The sequence below is a fragment of the Flavobacterium sp. LM4 genome (assembly GCF_002017935.1).
GTDB classification, from domain to species: domain Bacteria; phylum Bacteroidota; class Bacteroidia; order Flavobacteriales; family Flavobacteriaceae; genus Flavobacterium; species Flavobacterium chungangense.
Map to the genome: position 1 here is coordinate 921,067 of NZ_MUFW01000001.1, position 14,920 is coordinate 935,986.

At 34.9% G+C, this 14,920-nt stretch carries 10 protein-coding genes and 1 pseudogene; 8 read left to right on the top strand and 3 right to left on the bottom strand.

The features are described 5' to 3' along the window. Positions 1-8 precede the first annotated feature (8 nt). From BXU10_RS04240 to BXU10_RS04270, 7 genes and pseudogenes are all read left to right on the top strand, one after another. Positions 9-1,475 (top strand): glycosyltransferase family 2 protein, encoded by a 1,467-nt coding sequence (locus tag BXU10_RS04240; protein ID WP_078226245.1) that lies wholly within the window; start codon positions 9-11, stop codon positions 1,473-1,475. Positions 1,476-1,541: 66 nt separating this feature from the next. Next, positions 1,542-1,946: a GNAT family N-acetyltransferase gene (locus BXU10_RS04245; protein WP_078226246.1), complete on the top strand. Its 405-nt coding sequence runs from the start codon at positions 1,542-1,544 to the stop codon at positions 1,944-1,946. Between the two features lie 99 nt (positions 1,947-2,045). Beyond that, on the top strand, positions 2,046-4,304 hold the full coding sequence (locus tag BXU10_RS04250; RefSeq protein WP_078226247.1) for an acyl-CoA dehydrogenase: 2,259 nt from the start codon (positions 2,046-2,048) through the stop codon (positions 4,302-4,304). Positions 4,305-4,327: 23 nt separating this feature from the next. Further along, positions 4,328-5,971, top strand: a complete 1,644-nt coding sequence (locus BXU10_RS04255; RefSeq protein WP_078226248.1) for a DUF6377 domain-containing protein — start codon at positions 4,328-4,330, stop codon at positions 5,969-5,971. Between the two features lie 205 nt (positions 5,972-6,176). After that, entirely contained in the window at positions 6,177-8,393 is a 2,217-nt protein-coding gene (locus tag BXU10_RS04260; RefSeq protein WP_078226249.1) for a glycoside hydrolase family 3 C-terminal domain-containing protein, read from the top strand. A gap of 108 nt (positions 8,394-8,501) precedes the next feature. After that, positions 8,502-9,152, top strand: a complete 651-nt coding sequence (locus tag BXU10_RS04265; protein ID WP_078227909.1) for a DUF1349 domain-containing protein — start codon at positions 8,502-8,504, stop codon at positions 9,150-9,152. A 49-nt stretch (positions 9,153-9,201) separates the two neighbouring features. After that, positions 9,202-10,329 (top strand): annotated as a pseudogene (locus BXU10_RS04270) (acyltransferase family protein). A gap of 103 nt (positions 10,330-10,432) precedes the next feature. Here the strand turns inward: BXU10_RS04270 and BXU10_RS04275 are convergent. The 3 genes from BXU10_RS04275 to BXU10_RS04285 form a co-directional block, all read right to left on the bottom strand. Then, positions 10,433-11,539, bottom strand: a complete 1,107-nt coding sequence (locus BXU10_RS04275; RefSeq protein ID WP_078226250.1) for an NADH:flavin oxidoreductase — start codon at positions 11,537-11,539, stop codon at positions 10,433-10,435. A gap of 6 nt (positions 11,540-11,545) precedes the next feature. Next, entirely contained in the window at positions 11,546-11,845 is a 300-nt protein-coding gene (locus tag BXU10_RS04280; protein WP_078226251.1) for a helix-turn-helix transcriptional regulator, read from the bottom strand. Positions 11,846-11,925: 80 nt separating this feature from the next. After that, positions 11,926-12,870 (bottom strand): alpha/beta hydrolase, encoded by a 945-nt coding sequence (locus BXU10_RS04285; RefSeq protein ID WP_078226252.1) that lies wholly within the window; start codon positions 12,868-12,870, stop codon positions 11,926-11,928. Between the two features lie 451 nt (positions 12,871-13,321). Between BXU10_RS04285 and BXU10_RS04290 the strand changes: the two genes are divergently transcribed. Continuing rightward, positions 13,322-14,893: an MFS transporter gene (locus BXU10_RS04290; RefSeq protein ID WP_078226253.1), complete on the top strand. Its 1,572-nt coding sequence runs from the start codon at positions 13,322-13,324 to the stop codon at positions 14,891-14,893. Positions 14,894-14,920 lie beyond the last annotated feature (27 nt).

Sequence of the window (14,920 nt, forward strand, 5' to 3'; positions counted from 1 at the left end):
AATCCAGAATGAAAAGCGAATCAATTACTTCAGAACAGCTTTATGACTCAGGTCTTCACGAAGCACAAAAAGAGCAATACTCAATAAATAATAATCAAACTACAAGTGCAACGGGTATTGCAGTACTTATAGGCACTTTTTTACTAATGATAACCGGAGCTTTTTTGGTTTATAAATTCCAATCCGACTTTGATCAGTTTCATATTGACAGGATAAATTCTGCCTGGGGTTATCCATTTTTAATTCTGGCTACTGTTTTGTTTCTTTTTAAAGCAGTTGTTTTTCTGTATAAGTCATTTCTCTATTTTAAATACAGACCTATAGAATCTGTTTCAGATGAATTACTGCCTTCGTGTACCATAATTGTTCCGGCTTATAATGAAGGGAAACTGGTTTGGGATACCTTATTAAGTTTGGCAAACAGTGATTATCCAGAGCAGAAAATGCAAATACTCGCAATTGATGATGGTAGTAAAGATGATACCTGGTATTGGATTCAACAGGCTAAAATAAAACTTGGCGACCGTTTATCCATTTATCAGCAGCCACAAAATAAAGGAAAACGTCACGCACTTTACAGAGGATTTAAATTAGGGACAGGAGATTTTTTTGTGACTGTTGACAGTGATTCGATTGTAAAAAAAGATACATTGCGAAATTTAGTCAGCCCTTTTTTTAACAATGAAAAATGTGGAGCTGTTGCCGGAAATGTTCACGTTTTGAATAATAAAACAGCAATGCTTCCTAAAATGCTTAATGTGAGTTTTGTAATGAGCTTTGAGTTTGTAAGATCTGTAGAAAGCGTATTAGGTTCTGTATTTTGTACTCCGGGAGCTTTGGCAGCATATCGAAAAACTGCTGTATTTGACTGTCTTGACGAATGGATCAACCAGACATTTATGGGAGAACCTTCAGATATTGGTGAGGACCGCGCGATGACCAATATGATTTTGAAACAGGGATATCAGGTTTTATTTCAAAGAAATTCAATTGTACTTACGAATGTTCCGGAAGGATATACTGGATTGTATAAAATGTTTATCCGTTGGGGCAGAAGCAATGTTAGGGAAAATATAATGATGGCAAAGTATGTTTTCAAAAATTTCAGAACCGGATCTAAATTAGGAACAAGACTTTTATACTTAGACCAAACGGCAAAAATTATAATGTCTTTACCATTTTTATTTTTCATGTTCTTTTTTATAGCAATCCATCCACTTTTGTTTTTTAGTTCAACACTTTTAAGTATATCCATTATATCAAGTTTTTCAGCTTTTTTTTATGCTAAAAAATATAGTTTTTCTGAATCCATGTGGGCTTATTCATATAGTGTTTTTTACAGCTTTAGCCTGTTTTGGATCACTCCGTATGCCATTATCACTGCGCATAAAAAAGGATGGCTGACACGTGGTTTGTCTGAAAAGAAACTAGAAGAATATGTTACTTTAGAACAATATAGTCCGGTAGCTAAATAAGAAAAAAATAGCTTATTTTAGAACCGTCTTTTCCATATGGATTAGACGGTTTCTTTTTATTTTTATATGATTATAAAATCAATCAAACCTTCTGATACCTGGCAAATCAGGCATGAAGTAATGTGGCCTGATGAGCATTTAGCATTTGTTCAGCTGGAAGAAGATAAATTCGGCTTGCATTTTGGCGTTTTTATAGATGAAAAACTGGTTTCAATTGTGTCCTGTTTTATTTTAGATGATGAAATGCAGTTTAGAAAACTCGCAACTTTACCCGAATGGCAGGGTCAGGGAATCGCATCCGAACTTTTAAAACATATTTTTGAATTGGCCAGCAAAAAGAATTTAAAGAGAATTTGGTGCAATGCCAGATCCGGTAAAAAATCGTTTTATGAAAAACTCGGGATGAAAGATACTTTTCAAACGTTTAGCAAAGCAGGTCAGGAATTTACAATTATGGAAATTTGTTTTTGATTTTTGAAATGTGAAAAAAATCCTAATTGAGCCTGATTTATAGAAAACTTCAATTAATTATCTTAATTTAACCACAGACAAATTAATAATCAGGTTGCTATGAAGAATTCAAAAATTAAGGCTTTTATACCACTTTTATATCTTGTTTGGTCAGACGATCTTTTAACACAAAAAGAGTTTTCGACTTTACAGGAATTTATTACCTCTCTAACGATTATTTCGCCGGAAGAGCAGCAGTTTCTTCTTTCGAAAGTGGATATTTCGAATCCGCCTTCGCGAAATGAACTCACACAATGGAAATCGGATATAGAGAAAAGTATTAAAGATAAATCTTCTATAAAGTCTATTTTTGATATCGCAACAGCACTTTCTGAAAAAGATTTGGATATTTCAGTACTGGAACAAAATTTTACAAAACTTGAAAATGACCTTGGGGTTTTGGGTGAAGAATTGATTCAGAACTTCAAAACCCAGGGAGACTCTTTGACCGCGACTACTAAAACAACCGATAATTTTGAAATACAAAAGTTAACTCAAATTTTAGATGGAGATCAGGCCAGTATTATCAAAAAAGTAAAAGAAGTTATTTCAAGACCGGAATTTGCTTATGAAACTTCTACTGATATTAATGTTTATCGTCAGACAGTTTACAATTGGTGTAAAATTTTAGCCGATGAAAATCTCGGCAATATGGCATATCCAAAAAGACATGGCGGAGGCGAAAACATAGCGGATTATTTTGCCATCATGGAAACGCTGAGTTATCATGATTTAAGTCTGGTGATTAAATTTGGCGTACAATTTGGACTTTGGGGAATGAGCGTTCAGTCGTTAGGAACCGAAAAACATTATGCAAAATATCTTAAAGATATTGGCGAATTAAAACTTCCTGGCTGTTTTGCGATGACTGAAACCCATCATGGTTCAAATGTTAAAGGCCTTGAAACAACAGCGACGTATAACCATGCTGATTTAACTTTTACGGTTCATACTCCTCATGAAAAAGCCCAAAAAGAATATATTGGAAACGCTGCCGTTCACGGACAAATGGCGACCGTTTTTGCCAAACTGATTATTGACGGACACGATTATGGTGTAAATGCTTTTGTAGTGCCGCTGCGTGACACAAATGGAAATGTTTTAAACGGAATTACAATAGGCGATTGCGGTCATAAAATGGGACTGAATGGTGTGGATAACGGAACCATTCGTTTTGATAATGTCGTGATTCCGAAAGAAAATATGCTGGATCGTTTTGCTTCTGTGAATGAAAAAGGAGAATTCGAAAGTCCGATTCCGAGTGATAACAGACGTTTCTTTACCATGTTAGGCACTTTGGTTGGCGGACGAATCGGAATTCCGAGATCGGCTTTGGCAGCAGCGAAATCAGGACTTACGATTGCCATTCGCTACAGCGATCAAAGACGACAATTCGGACCAGAAGGAGGTTCTGAAGTCCCGATTTTAAATTACAGGATGCATCAGCGAAGATTGATTCCGCATTTAGCGAAAACCTATGCTGTACATTTTGGATTACAATATCTGACGAATCGTTTTTTAAACAAAACTGAAGCCGAAATGCAGGAAATCGAAGCATTGGCAGCCGGAATGAAATCATACTCTACATGGAGTACAAGAGATATTTTACAGGAATGCCGTGAAGCCTGCGGAGGAAAAGGATATTTGTCTGAAAACAGAATTGACGCTTTGAAAAACGATACGGAAATCTATACCACTTTTGAAGGAGATAACACTGTTTTGATGCAGTTGGTTGCCAAAAATCGTTTAGCAGAATTCAGAAAAGCATTTGGAGAGATGGGATCTTTCGGCATCATTAATTATGTTTTTGAAAATGCCAAAACCGCTTTGGCTGAGAAAAACCCAATTGCAACCAGAAGAACTGATGATGAACATCTGCTGGATTCAGAATTTCATCTGCAGGCTTTCATCCACAGGGAAAAAACAATTTTGGCATCTGCAGCAAGACGTATTAAAAAATTAGTAGATGGCGGTTTAGAAGCTTATGATGCATTTAATGTAGTACAACACCAGATGATTGAAGTAGCTGAAGCTTATCTGGAGCGATTAGTATTGGAGCAATTTCAAATAGCAGTCTCTAAAATAGAAGATGAAAAAACAAAGGCAATTCTTATAAAATTAAATCAATTGTATGCGCTTTCGCAGATTGAAAAAAACAAGGCATGGTATTTAGAAGATGGATATATGGAAGCTGTGAAAACCAAAGCAGTTCGTAAAATGGTCAATCAGCTTTGCTGGGACATCAGACCCGATGCGGTTTCTTTGGTAAATGCATTTGATATTCCACAAAGCTGCCTGGCAGCGCCAATTGCTGTATAATTATAAATCTTATTTTTTATCGTTTGAAAAAGTATTGTCTTTTTTTTATAACTCTTCTGGTTTGCTTTTCCGGTTACGCATCAAATAGTACAGATGCTATTCTGGATAAGCTAAACGATGCTGTAAAAAATAAACAGCATTATGTCCGTCTAAAAGAAGAACGGATTTTAAATTTCAAGAAAATAAAATCACAGGGCCTTTCTAAAGAACAAGAGTATAATTATAATCAGGCATTATATAAAGAGTATCAGAAATTCAATTCAGATTCGGCTATTTTTTATGTAAAGAGAAATCTTAAAATAGCTGATGAACTTCATAAGAAAGAGTTGTTGAATCTGGCGGAACTGCAACTGGCAAACCTGTATTCATCAACAGGAAAATACCGGGAATCAGAAGCGATTTTAAAAAATATCAATAAAAAAGAATTAGAAAAATCATTACTGCCTAATTATTATATTACGTATCGGGAATTTTATGAGCATTATAGCGCAAACAGTCGAAGTAGTGAGTTTTTTGAGCAGATAGGTAAATATCGTGATTCGCTGCTGGGCGTTTTAAATCCTAATTCTTTAGATTATAAGATTACTAAAATTCAGAAAAAAATTTACCACAGGGAATTTGATGCTGCCCAAAAAGAGTTACTAAACTTATTGAAAGGAATGAAGGACGATAATCCTCAATATGCCATGATTACATACCTTTTGGGGAATATTTCACAAAATACCCGTAAAATAGAATTAGTAAAAAAATATTATGCCCTTTCTGCGGTTTCAGATATTAAACAGGCCATAAAAGATAATGCTTCAATACAGGAACTGGCTATCGTTTTTTATAACTTAGGAGATGTTGATATGGCATACAAACTCACGCAATCTGCTATTGAAGATGCGCTTTATTGTAATGTGCAGTTTCGCACACTTTTGATGTCGCAATTGTATTCTATTATCAATACCGCTTATTTAGAACGTGAATCCGAGCGAAAAACAGAACTTCAGGCTTACCTTTTGTTTATTAGTTTGTTGTCCTTATTTTTAATTGTTGCCGTGATATATGTTTATAAGCAAATGAAAAAGGTTTCCAGAATTCGTGGAGAACTTTATGAAACTAGTCAAAAACTAGCAGAGTTAAACAAAGACATCACGGAGGCCAATAATCAGCTTCAGGAACGTAATGCCCAATTGTCAGAGTCAAATCATATCAAGGAAGAATATATTGCAAATTTTTTCAACCTTTGCTCTGCTTATATCAATAAGCTGGAGAATTACCGTCTTATTTTGAATAAAAAGGCAACGGCTAAACAATTTGATGAGATATCCAGAATGTTGAAATCGACTACTTTAGTTGATAAAGAACTGGAAGAATTATACAAGAATTTTGATATCATCTTTTTAAATTTATATCCAACTTTTGTAAAAGACTTCAACGCCTTGCTTATTAACGAAGAGCAGATTGTATTGAAGCAGGGAGAAGTACTCAATACAGAGCTTCGAATTTTTGCCTTGATTAGACTCGGAATAACCGATAGTGTAAAAATTGCGGCTTTCCTTCGTTACTCTTTAAGTACCATTTATAATTATCGTACCAGAGCCAGAAATAAGGCTATAGTTTCCCGAAATGATTTTGAGGAAATGGTTGTGAAAATTGGCCTGATTTCTCAAAAAGGCTAATTGTTTGTTTTCAGAATCACTACTTTTTTTGCTGCTTAATTTTGTTTAAAGTATTGTTTTATAGGTTTTTGTGTTTTAAAAATACTACTTTTTTTTATTTAGGATTTTTACGAACACGATATCGTTTTAGCTTTACCATATTATTTAGAAGGCATTTTAAATGCTAATCTAAGTAGTCTGACTAATGACTAATAAATAAAAAGGTATGTTTAAGAACGTTAAAGTAATAGCTGTTTTACTATTGCTGAATTCATTTGGAAGTAATGCACAAAATAAAAATCCAATTTATCTGGATGATAAAAAACAAATTGATGAAAGAGTAGAAGATGCGCTTTCGCGAATGACAACTGATGAAAAAATTGCCATGATTCATGCGCAGTCTAAATTTAGTTCGCCGGGAGTTCCGCGTTTAGGAATTCCTGAAAACTGGATGACTGACGGACCTCATGGAATTCGTACTGAAGTAAAATGGGATGAGTGGGACCAGGCAGGCTGGACGAATGATTCCTGCATTGCATTTCCGGCTCTTACGGCTTTATCTGCCACATGGAATAAAGAATTGGCTTCATTATACGGTAAATCAATTGGAGAAGAAGCACGTTATCGCAACAAAAATGTACTGTTAGGTCCGGGAGTAAATATCTACAGAACGCCATTAAACGGACGTAACTTCGAATATATGGGCGAAGATCCTTTCCTGACTTCAAAAATGGTGGTTCCTTATATTAAAGGAGTTCAGTCAAATGGAGTGGCAGCCTGTGTAAAACATTTTGCCCTGAACAATCAGGAAACCAATCGTAATTCAGTAAACGTAATTGTGGATGACCGTGCTTTGTACGAAATTTATTTGCCGGCTTTTAAAGCAGCCGTTCAGGAAGGTGATGCGTGGGCAATTATGGGTTCTTACAATAAATATAAAGGTCAGCAATGCTGCCATAATGAGTTTTTACTGAATGATATTCTGCGTGGAGAATGGGGTTTCAAAGGTGTCGTTGTTTCTGATTGGGGAGGAGTAAATGATACAAAACAAGCGATTCATAATGGTCTGGATATGGAATTTGGTTCCTGGACAAACGGACTTTCATGGGGAACCAGTAATGCATACGACAACTATTATTTAGCAAAACCTTATTCGGAAATGATTAAAAAAGGTGAAGTGGGAACTAAGGAATTAGACGAAAAAGTACGTCGTATTCTGCGTTTGTCTTTCCTTACCAATATGAATAAAAACAGACCTTTCGGATCTTTTGGAACTGAAGAACATGCTAAAGCAGGTTTGAAAATTGCCGAAGAAGGAATAGTATTGCTTCAAAACAACAATACTATTTTACCAATCAATCTTTCTAAAACGAAGAAAATCGCTGTCATTGGTGAAAACGCTATTAAAATGATGACAGTTGGTGGAGGAAGCTCATCCTTAAAAGCCAGATATGAAATCACTCCGCTTGAAGGTTTGAAGAAAAGAATTGGCAATCAGGCCGAGATTGTTTACGCCAGAGGTTATGTTGGAGATCCGACAAGCAATTATAACGGAGTTGTGGCAAAAGTTAGTTTAGAAGACAAACGTTCAGCAGCCGAGTTAAAAGCTGAAGCTTTAAAAGTAGCTAAAGATGCCGATATTGTACTTTTTATTGGAGGATTAAACAAAAGTGACAACCAGGATGCTGAGGGAGCTGATCGTAAGGAATTACAACTTCCATACAATCAGGATAAATTAATAAGTGAGTTAGTTAAAGTAAATAAAAATATGGTTTTTGTAAATATTTCCGGAAATGCAGTGGCAATGCCTTGGGTAAAAGAAGTTCCTGGAATTGTACAGGGATGGTTCTTAGGTACAGAAGCCGGAAATGCGCTGGCAAATGTTTTGGTTGGCGATGTGAATCCGTCCGGAAAATTAACCTTTACTTTTCCTGTAAAATTATCTGATAACGGAGCACATGCTTTGGGAGAATTTCCGGGAGGCGATGAGGTTACTTATAAAGAAAGCATTTTTGTTGGGTATCGTTGGGCAGACAAACAAAAAGCAAAACCATTATTCTCTTTTGGACACGGTTTAAGCTACACGACTTTTGCATACGGAAAAGTAACTGCCGATAAAAAACAATTGTCAGCAGGAGATCAGATTACATTTTCTGTTAAAGTAAAAAATACAGGAAACAGAGAAGGTTCAGAAATTGTTCAGCTTTACATCAGTGATTTAAAATCTTCTTTGGTTCGTCCAGTAAAAGAATTAAAAGGTTTTGAGAAAATTTCGCTTAAAGCAGGAGAAGAAAAAACAGTAACTTTTACAATAGATAAAACAGCCTTAAGCTTTTTCGATGATAAAAAACACGACTGGGTTGCAGAGCCGGGTGCTTTTGAAGCTATTGTTGGTGCCTCTTCAACGGATATAAAATCTAAAGTGAGTTTTTTACTTCAATAAGTTTTATTAATTTTCTAAATTGGTTGGTTGTAAAAGCTGTAATTGTAAAAAGTTGCAGCTTTGCTTTTAAAAAATAGTAAAATGTTTAACTTTTATAAAAAAATAATAATGAAACGAATAGTTTTAGTTGCAACAGTGTTGTTTTTAATACAAAACCTTTCGGCGCAAAGCCTGAACAAAATGCAATGGTTTAATGAACCTGAAAAGTGGGAAATTAAAAACAATTCCTTAATCATGAACGTAACCGCTGGGAGTGATTATTGGCGTATTTCGCATTATGGATTCACCGTTGATGATGCACCTTTTTATTATGCAACTTATGGCGGTGAATTTGAAGCCAAAGTAAAATTGACCGGAAATTATATTGCCCGTTTTGATCAAATGGGTCTGATGATTCGTGTAGATGAAAAAAACTATATTAAAACCGGAGTGGAGTTTGTTGACGGAAAATTCAATATAAGTACCGTTGTGACACACAATAAGAGTGACTGGAGTGTAACTACTTTAGACAAATCCCCGCCTTTTGTATGGATAAAAGTAGTGAGAAGATTAGATGCAGTTGAAATATTCTTTTCTTATGATGATAAAAACTATATACTGACACGTAATGCACCTTTGCAGGATAATACACCTGTTATGGTAGGTCTGATGGCAGCTTCACCTGACGGAAAAGGTTTTGAAGCCAAATTTGAAAGCTTCAAAGTTACGCATTTACCGGATCAGCGCAGGTTAGAATGGCTAAAGAATCATCAAGATTAATTATTAATAATTAACCATCAACCATTAACAACTAATTACTAACCATTTTATGACCGAAATTAAAACAAAAAAGCATTATGAAATTTTAGACGGCTTACGTTGAGTTGCTGCAATTATAGTTGTTGCTTTTCATATTTTTGAAGCTTTTGCAGGAGGAAACCGTTTTAAGCAGATTATCAATCACGGTTATCTGGCAGTCGATTTCTTTTTTCTTTTATCAGGATTTGTTGTTGCCTATGCGTATGATGACCGCTGGGCAAAAATGACACAATGGGAGTTTTATAAACGTCGTTTGATTCGCCTGCAGTACATGGTTATTATGGGAATGATCATTGGAGCTATTTTCTATTATTTTCAGGCTTCTGATATTTTGTTTCCAATGATTGCCGGAATGGAAGTTTGGAAAGTGATTTTAACCATGATTATTGGCTTTACCTTACTCCCAATTCCACCATCAATGGAGATTAGGAGATGGGGTGAAATGCATCCGCTTGACGGACCTTCATGGTCACTTTTTTTCGAATATATAGCGAATATTCTTTACGCTTTAATCTTTCGAAAATTCTCTAATAAAGTTTTGGGAATCTTTGTGTTGCTGTTTGCAGGGATGCTGATTAATTATACTGTTTTTGATCCAAAAGGAGATGTTATTGGAGGCTGGTCCCTGAATCGGGAACAAATGAATATTGGGTTTACACGTTTATTGTATCCTTTCTTTGCCGGAATTTTACTTTCCGGATTAGGAAAATTAATTCATATAAAAGGTGCTTTCTGGCTATGCAGTATATTGATAGCAATTGTTCTTATGATACCACGAATTGGAGACGAAAACAGTCTTTGGATGAATGGTTTGTACGAATCTTTTTGTATTATTCTAATTTTTCCTTTAATCGTAGTAATTGGTGCCGGAGGCGAAATAAAAAATCCGTTTTCTCTTAAAATATGTAAAGGTTTAGGTGATATTTCATACCCGCTTTACATTACCCATTACCCGCTGATTTATTGGTATACAGCCTGGGTTGTAGATAATAAAGTTTCACTTGCTGATGGTTATCTATTGGGAATTGGAGTTTTAGTTGCCAGTATTGTAATTACTTATTTATGTTTGAAACTGTATGATGAACCTGTGCGTAATTGGTTGCAGAATAAATTTCAGAAACGTAAAGAGATAAAGTAACAAAGAAGCAAAGTAACAAAGTAACAAAGGTTCATAGCAATAACAATGTGAAGTATTAAACTTTGCCACTTTGAACCTTTGTTGCTATGAACCTCCTAAAAAATTATTCTAAAACTAATTCAGCTAAAGCTTCTTTGCTAAAACCTTTTAATTGTTCGGTTTTACCTGCTTTGATTTTTGCAACCCAATTTGGATCTGATAAAAGAGGTCTTCCAACAGCAACCAAATCAAAATCGCCTCTGTCGAAACGTCTGTTTAATTCTTCCAAAGAAGTTGGCTCAGAACTTTCTCCGGCAAATGCACCAAAGAAATCGCTGGAAAGTCCAACAGAGCCAACAGTAATGGTTGGAGCTCCGGTTACTTTTTTAGCCCATCCGGCAAAGTTAAGATCAGAATCTTCAAATTCAGGCTCCCAGAAGCGGCGTTGAGAACAATGTAAAATGTCAACTCCCGCATCCACAAGCGGAGTAAGCCACGCTTCTAATTCGTGTGGGTTTTTAGCCAGTTTATAATTGTAATCAGAAGGCTTAAATTGGGAGAAACGCATAATCACAGCGAAATCGTTGCCAACTTGTTTTCTAATTTCTTTTACGACCTCAATAGCAAAACGATTACGTTCTGGTAAAGTTTTTCCGCCGTAAATATCTTCACGTAGATTGGTTTCTGCTCTAAAAAACTGGTCGATTAAATAACCGTGAGCACCGTGAATTTCGATAGTATCAAAACCTAAATTTTTAGCATCCGCAGCTGCTTTTCCGAAAGCTAAAATGGTATTTTCAATATCTTTCTCTGACATAGCAATACCGTTTCTGAAATCAGGACGATTGAATCCTGAAGGTCCTTCAAAAGGAACAGGGGGGACCCATCCGGAATGATGATTGTCCATGATTCCCATGTGCCATATTTGAGGTCCCATCTGACCTCCGGCTGTATGAACTTTATCTATGACGTTTTTCCATCCTTTCAATGCTTCACTGCCATAAAAGTGAGGTACGTTTGCATCATTTGAAGATGATGGTCTGTCAATAACTGTTCCTTCAGATAGTATTAGTCCAACTTCGCCTTCAGCCCTTTTTTGGTAGTAGGAAGCGACTTGTTCGGTTGGAGTTCCGTTTGGAGAAAAAGAGCGCGTCATAGGCGCCATTACGATTCTATTCTTAAGATTTAACGTTTTTAAGTTAAATGGAGAAAACAGGGTGTTTGTACTCATGGTAATTTACAAATTATTTTGAATTAATTTACTGAGTGCTTCAAAGGCACTTTCGTTGCGTTTGTAGTATGTCCATTGTCCAACACGGGTAGATTCTATAAATCCTGCACGTTGTAAAATTGACAAGTATTCAGAAACTGTTGATTGTGTAAGGCCTGCCTTTGCCTGTATCTGCCCAACGCAAACTCCATGTTCAAATCCTGCAGTAATTTGATCCGGAAAGTTGACTTCAGGTTCTTTAAGCCATTCCAGCATTTGTAATCTGGACTTATTAGACAATGCCTTAAAAATTTCAATTTGTTCCATGATGTAAATATATCGACTTTTCCCGATGTCTGAATTAATTAAAAATAATTTTAGATAAATTTTATGATAACAGTGTGTTTTTAAAAAATATAGTGATTGATTTTAAGCCATTCTTTACAATCATTAATCCAAAACTGACTGGTGTCTTTTGTTCCTAAGCCAAAACCGTGACCGCCTTTTTCGTAAATATGTAATTCGGCTGAAACGTTGTTCTTTTTTAAAGTTAAATAATAATTGATACTGTTTTCAGGTAAAACAGCACTATCATCTGATGCATGCACTAAAAAAGTTGGAGGTGTCTGAGATGTAATTTTTTTATCGTTAGAGAAATTATCAATAAGAATCTGCGAAGGTTCCTTGCCTAACAAATTTGTCTGTGAACCTTTGTGGCTTATATTGTTATCCATCGAGATCACCGGGTAAATCAATATTGAAAAGTCTGGTCTGGCACTACTATTAAATTTTGATTCATATACTTTGTCATTAAAATGTGTTGCCAGGGTTGAGGCTAAATGGCCGCCTGCTGAAAAACCTATCGTACCAATTTTATCCGGATCAATATTCCACTTTGCTGCATTAGACCGGACAAAACGAATAGCCTCCTGAGCATCCTGTAAAGGTCCGATAGATTTGTTTTTCATAATTAAATCACTGGGTAGCCTATATTTTACAACAAAAGCAGTAATTCCTAAAGAGTTTAGCCATTCAGCCACATTCGTTCCTTCCTTCTCCATGGATAAATGTGCATATCCTCCACCTGGAAAAATAAGGACAGCAGTTTGATTAGGCTTTGTTTCTTTTGGAAGAAAAACACTTAATGTTGGGACAATAACCTGACTTGTGCGTTGAATTTTGCCCTCCTTTATTACTTCTTTTTCCTTATAATCTGGAGTATTTATTTCATCAGGTATTTTGTTCCAAATTGATAAAATTTCATTTTGAGAATGTAAATTAATAGTGATTCCAAATAATAAAAAGAATAAATAAAAACTCTTTTTTAAATTAATTTTTATAAATGTTTTCAATTTTTAAAAGGTATTAGATTTTTTAATACTTAAGTCCTCGATGAGTATTATGTGATTATTTGAGATATAATTCAAAGTATAGATTGTTTGTTGATAAATCAATAAAATAATTTACCAATAACAGATTTTATATGCTATTATATCAATGTTTTAAATGAGATTTTAGACAACTTTGATTTAACAAAAGTATTATTTATTATGTAATATTATATCTGTTTTTTTGATGTATCTGTTTAATTTATCACCTGAAATAATTTTTTAAGTAATTTATTTGGAATATAAGTATTTAAACTTATATTTGTGCAATCGATTACATTTTTAGGTTTATATTAGAATTAATTATACTTTTGGAATTTTATAATTAATCAACGAAATCGATTTACATAAAATTGAAAAACATCAGTTTTTAAATTAATTTAAAGGTTTTATAACCAAAACAAACATAGTTGCTATGAGTCAAACCAACAAATCTATTGGAAATTATCGCTGGAGTATATGTGCATTGCTGTTTTTTGCAACAACCATTAATTATTTAGACAGACAAGTTCTTTCGTTAACGTGGAGCGAATTTATTGCTCCGGAATTTCATTGGACTAATAATGATTATGGTAATATTACAGCCTTGTTTTCAATTTTTTATGCTGTATCGCTTTTATTTGCAGGTAGATTCGTGGACTGGATGGATACTAAAAAAGGGTTTCTTTGGGCTATTGGAGTTTGGTCTTTAGGAGCTTGTTTGCATGCTTTTTGCGGCATAGCAACTTCAGGAATCATAACAGGAAACTGGTTTGTAGGTTTTGAAGGGGCAAAAGATGCTATTCACGCTATAAACGATACTGCATTGGTAATTAATGTGAGTGTAACCTTATTTATTTTTGCCCGTTTTGTTTTGGCTGTTGGAGAAGCAGGTAATTTTCCCGCTGCCATTAAAACAACAGCAGAATATTTTCCTAAAAAGGACAGGGCATTTTCGACAAGTATATTTAATGCAGGAGCAACAGTAGGAGCTTTAGCTGCGCCAATAACTATTCCTTTCATCGCAAAGGCTTTTGGATGGGAAATGGCTTTTATTATTATTGGAGCTTTAGGTTTTGTGTGGATGGGATTTTGGGTTTTTATGTATGACAAGCCTGAGAAACATCCTAAAGTTAATGCGGCTGAATTAGCTTATATTCAACAAGATGATATTGCTGACAGCAAAATTGAAGGATATGTGCCTGAAACTAAAACCAAAGTTTCTCTTGCAGATTGTTTTAAATATAAGCAGACATGGGCTTTTGCTTTTGGAAAATTTATGACTGATGGTGTGTGGTGGTTTTTCTTATTCTGGACTCCGGCTTATTTGAGTTCTGTTTATGGAATGGATTCTACAGAAGCAGCTTTTCCACTATTTATTCTGTACACGATTACTTTATTGTCAATTATAGGTGGATGGCTTCCAACTTATTTTGTTGAAAACAAAGGAATGAATCCATACGAAGGAAGAATGAGAGCGATGTTGATCTTTGCTTTCTTTCCATTATTAGCTTTGATTGCACAGCCATTAGGTTATATCAGTTACTGGGTGCCGGTAATTATTATAGGAATAGCTGGTGCCGCTCACCAATCATGGTCTGCTAATATTTTTACAACAGTAGGAGATATGTTTCCAAAAAAAGCAATTGCAACCATAACAGGAATTGGAGGGTTAGCAGGGGGAATTGGTTCAACTATAATTAATAAAGGATCAGGAGTTTTGTTTGATTTTACACAACGAAACTGGAGTTCGGTAAACGGACAGTCTTTCTTAGAAAAATTCCCTCAATTTTTAAATCCGGAAACAGAAAAGGCGTTTTTAAAAGAAAAAGGAGTTGCTAATTTAGGAGATTTCTTAAAATCATTATCAGAATCAGGAGATACTGTAGTAAACGGAATAAACTCAGGATATATGATTATTTTTTCAATCTGTGCTGTTTGTTATTTAACAGGATGGATCGTAATGAAAGTATTAGTTCCAAAATATAGACCAATTACGGATCTTTAAAACATTTTATGCTAACTATTTACCAAC

Bases quoted from the DNA above. Each gene is read 5' to 3' on its own strand.
- BXU10_RS04245 (WP_078226246.1), top strand. From the start codon at position 1,542: ATGATTATAAAATCAATCAAACCTTCTGATACCTGGCAAATCAGGCAT.
- BXU10_RS04280 (WP_078226251.1), bottom strand. From the start codon at position 11,845: ATGGAACAAATTGAAATTTTTAAGGCATTGTCTAATAAGTCCAGATTA.
- BXU10_RS04275 (WP_078226250.1), bottom strand. From the start codon at position 11,539: ATGAGTACAAACACCCTGTTTTCTCCATTTAACTTAAAAACGTTAAAT.
- BXU10_RS04265 (WP_078227909.1), top strand. From the start codon at position 8,502: ATGAAACGAATAGTTTTAGTTGCAACAGTGTTGTTTTTAATACAAAAC.
- BXU10_RS04250 (WP_078226247.1), top strand. From the start codon at position 2,046: ATGAAGAATTCAAAAATTAAGGCTTTTATACCACTTTTATATCTTGTT.
- BXU10_RS04260 (WP_078226249.1), top strand. From the start codon at position 6,177: ATGTTTAAGAACGTTAAAGTAATAGCTGTTTTACTATTGCTGAATTCA.
- BXU10_RS04240 (WP_078226245.1), top strand. From the start codon at position 9: ATGAAAAGCGAATCAATTACTTCAGAACAGCTTTATGACTCAGGTCTT.
- BXU10_RS04290 (WP_078226253.1), top strand. From the start codon at position 13,322: ATGAGTCAAACCAACAAATCTATTGGAAATTATCGCTGGAGTATATGT.